Raw genomic sequence first — 3,622 nt, forward strand, 5'->3', positions numbered from 1 at the left:
CCAGCTGTAGGTAACCGCTTCACCCTGGCTGGTCAGACCTGCCGGACCTTCAAGCGCCCAGTCCAGATCGTCATACTGCAGCGCCGTCGGTGAGCCGTCGGCTGCACCATCCGCACCGTAATCGATCGTGATCAGGTCACCGTCGAGACCGAGGTCACCCGTTGCACTGAGGCTCTCCTTCGTGTCGTCCGTACCGTCAGCCAGATCGTCTTCATCCAGCGTGACCGTATCGGCCGCCGTCGGCGTCGCCACTTCTGCCGCTTCCGGAACATCGTCCGTCACATTGACCGAGAAGGTCTGCGTGATGGACGTGTCCGCCAGTGTCGACGGATCCAGATCATAATCCGTCGCCACATCATCAGACGGTGTGCCCGTCAGCGTGAACTCGAGGCCCAGGCTGTTCTCACCATCGGCTGCCCCGTGATCAAGGCTGTCCTGCAGCGTGAAGGTGTAGCTGCCGTCTTCATTCAGTTCCACCGTGAACACATCACGGCCGTCGGCTGTCGCCTGCAGCGTGTTGGTTGCCGCATCCCAGCTGTAGGTGACCGCTTCACCCTGGCTGGTCAGACCTGCCGGGCCTTCAAGCGCCCAGTCCAGATCGTCGTAACCCAGCGCCGTTGGTGAGCCATCCGCCGCACCATCCGCACCGTAATCGATGGTGATCAGGTCACCGTCGAGACCGAGGTCGCCAGAGGCTGAGAGGGATTCCTTCGTGTCGTCCGTGCCGTCAGCCAGATCATCTTCGTCCAGCGTGACCGTATCGGCCACCGTCGGTGTCGCCACTTCAGCCGCTTCCGGTACATCATCGGTGACGTTGACCGAGAAGGTCTGGCTGATCGAGGTATCCGCCAGTGTGGACGGATCCAGATCATAATCCGTTGCCACATCATCGGACGGTGTGCCCGTCAGCGTGAACTCAAGGCCCAGGCTGTTCTCACCATCGGCTGCACCATGATCGAGGCTGTCCTGCAGCGTGAAGGTGTAGCTGCCGTCTTCGTTCAGTTCCACCGTGAACACATCACGGCCATCTGCAGTCGCCTGCAGCGTGTTGGTTGCCGCATCCCAGCTGTAGGTAACCGCTTCACCCTGGCTGGTCAGACCTGCCGGGCCTTCAAGCGCCCAGTCCAGATCGTCATACTGCAGCGCCGTCGGTGAGCCATCGGCTGCACCATCCGCACCGTAATCAATCGTAATCAGATCACCGTCGAGGCCCAGATCGCCTGTAGCACTGAGGCTCTCCTTCGTATCGTCCGTACCGTCGGCCAGATCGTCTTCGTCCAGCGTGACCGTATCAGCGACCGTCGGTGTCGCAACTTCAGCCGCTTCCGGTACATCATCCGTCACATTGACACTGAAGGTCTGCGTGATCGAGGTATCCGCCAGTGTCGACGGATCCAGATCATAATCCGTCGCCACATCATCGGACGGCGTGCCCGTCAGCGTGAACTCAAGACCCAGGCTGTTCTCGCCGTCTGCTGCGCCATGATCAAGGCTGTCCTGCAGCGTGAAGGTGTAGCTGCCGTCTTCGTTCAGTTCCACCGTGAACACATCACGGCCATCGGCTGTCGCCTGCAGCGTGTTGGTTGCCGCATCCCAGCTGTAGGTGACCGCTTCACCCTGGCTGGTCAGACCTGCCGGGCCTTCAAGCGCCCAGTCCAGATCGTCATACTGCAGCGCCGTCGGTGAGCCGTCGGCTGCACCATCCGCACCGTAATCGATGGTGATCAGATCACCGTCCAGACCGAGGTCGCCCGTTGCACTGAGGCTCTCCTTCGTGTCGTCCGTGCCGTCAGCCAGATCGTCTTCGTCCAGCGTCACCGTATCGGCCACTGTCGGCGTCGCCACTTCTGCCGCTTCCGGAACATCATCCGTCACATTGACACTGAAGGTCTGCGTGATGGAGGTATCCGCCAGCGTCGACGGATCCAGATCGTAATCCGTTGCCACATCATCGGACGGTGTGCCCGTCAGCGTGAACTCAAGGCCCAGGCTGTTCTCACCGTCTGCCGCCCCATGATCAAGGCTGTCCTGCAGCGTGAAGGTGTAGCTGCCGTCTTCATTCAGTTCCACCGTGAATACATCACGGCCATCGGCTGTCGCCTGCAGCGTGTTGGTTGCCGCATCCCAGCTGTAGGTGACCGCTTCACCCTGGCTGGTCAGACCTGCCGGACCTTCAAGCGCCCAGTCCAGATCGTCATACTGCAGTGCCGTCGGTGAGCCATCGGCTGCACCATCCGCACCGTAATCGATGGTGATCAGGTCACCATCGAGACCGAGGTCACCCGTTGCACTGAGGCTCTCCTTCGTGTCGTCCGTACCGTCAGCCAGATCGTCTTCGTCCAGCGTAACCGTATCGGCCACCGTCGGTGTCGCCACTTCAGCCGCTTCCGGCACATCATCCGTCACATTGACACTGAAGGTCTGGGAGATGGAGGTATCCGCCAGTGTGGACGGATCCAGATCATAATCCGTCGCCACATCATCGGACGGTGTGCCCGTCAGCGTGAACTCGAGGCCCAGGCTGTTCTCACCATCGGCTGCGCCATGATCAAGGCTGTCCTGCAGCGTGAAGGTGTAGCTGCCGTCTTCATTCAGTTCCACCGTGAACACATCACGGCCATCGGCTGTCGCCTGCAGCGTATTGGTTGCCGCATCCCAGCTGTAGGTGACCGCGTCACCCTGGCTGGTCAGACCTGCCGGACCTTCAAGCGCCCAGTCCAGATCGTCATACTGCAGCGCCGTCGGTGAGCCATCCGCCGCACCATCCGCACCGTAATCGATCGTGATCAGGTCACCGTCGAGACCGAGGTCGCCTGTTGCACTGAGGCTCTCCTTCGTGTCGTCCGTGCCGTCGGCCAGATCGTCTTCATCCAGCGTAACCGTATCAGCCACGGTCGGCGTTGCCACTTCAGCCGCTTCCGGAACATCATCGGTCACATTGACACTGAAGGTCTGGGAGATGGAGGTATCCGCCAGCGTCGACGGATCCAGATCATAATCCGTCGCCACATCATCGGACGGCGTGCCCGTCAGCGTGAACTCAAGGCCCAGGCTGTTCTCACCATCGGCTGCCCCGTGATCAAGGCTGTCCTGCAGCGTGAAGGTGTAGCTGCCGTCTTCATTCAGTTCCACCGTGAACACATCACGGCCGTCGGCTGTTGCCTGCAGCGTATTGGTTGCCGCATCCCAGCTGTAGGTGACCGCGTCACCCTGGCTGGTCAGACCCGCCGGGCCTTCAAGCGCCCAGTCCAGATCGTCATACTGCAGGGCCGTCGGTGAGCCATCGGCTGCACCGTCCGCACCGTAATCAATGGTGATCAGGTCACCGTCGAGGCCGAGATCGCCAGAGGCTGAGAGGCTCTCCTTCGTGTCGTCCGTACCGTCGGCAAGATCATCTTCATCCAGCGTCACCGTATCAGCCGCCGTCGGCGTCACCACGTCAGCCGCTTCCGGAACATCGTCCGTGACGTTCACCGAGAAGGTCTGGGAGATCGAGGTATCCGCCAGCGTCGACGGATCGAGATCGTAATCCGTTGCCGTATCATCGGACGGCGTGCCCGTCAGCGTGAACTCGAGACCGAGGCTGTTCTCACCATCGGCCGCACCATGATCGAGGCTGTCC

The 3,622-nt window shown here is 61.0% G+C and carries 1 protein-coding gene; it reads right to left on the reverse strand.

The features are described from left to right. A partial coding sequence (locus GH722_20615; protein MRG74165.1) for a hypothetical protein occupies positions 1 to 3,622 on the reverse strand: 3,622 nt, incomplete at both ends.

This window comes from Alphaproteobacteria bacterium HT1-32, assembly GCA_009649675.1.
Taxonomy (GTDB): Bacteria; Pseudomonadota; Alphaproteobacteria; order Rhodospirillales; family HT1-32; genus HT1-32.